At 69.4% G+C, this 278-nt stretch carries 1 protein-coding gene; it reads right to left on the bottom strand.

All coding sequences use genetic code 11. From position 1 onward, the window contains the following. On the bottom strand, positions 1–278 hold a 278-nt coding region (locus tag ACSNOK_RS34065), incomplete at both ends, for an alkaline phosphatase D family protein (protein ID WP_436784606.1).

The following is a 278-nucleotide window of genomic DNA, read 5'->3' as shown; positions in this document are numbered from 1 at the left end:
GGCCGGCAGCGAGACACCGCTGCCGGGGCTGAGGATGTCCATCAGCAAGGGCGCCGGCAGCTCCATGCGCCCCATCAGCACCTGCTGGCCCAGCACCTGCCAGGTGGCCTGCGAGGCCGCCATCTGCTGGCCAAGCCACTGGGTCTGCGTGGCGCCCATGAGCTGGCGTGCGGGATTGGCCATGTCGGAGGAAAAGCGCGCCGCGTCCAGCCCCTGGGCCGTGAAATAGTCGGCGTAGTCCAGCTGTTCGTCACGGCCGATGACGCGCGTGTCCAGCA

Origin of the sequence: Streptomyces sp. URMC 126 (assembly GCF_051386555.1) — a bacterium.
Lineage (GTDB): Bacteria > Actinomycetota > Actinomycetes > Streptomycetales > Streptomycetaceae > Streptomyces.
Note: the sequence above shows the minus strand (reverse complement) of the source record. Positions and strands in the feature narration are given on the sequence as shown.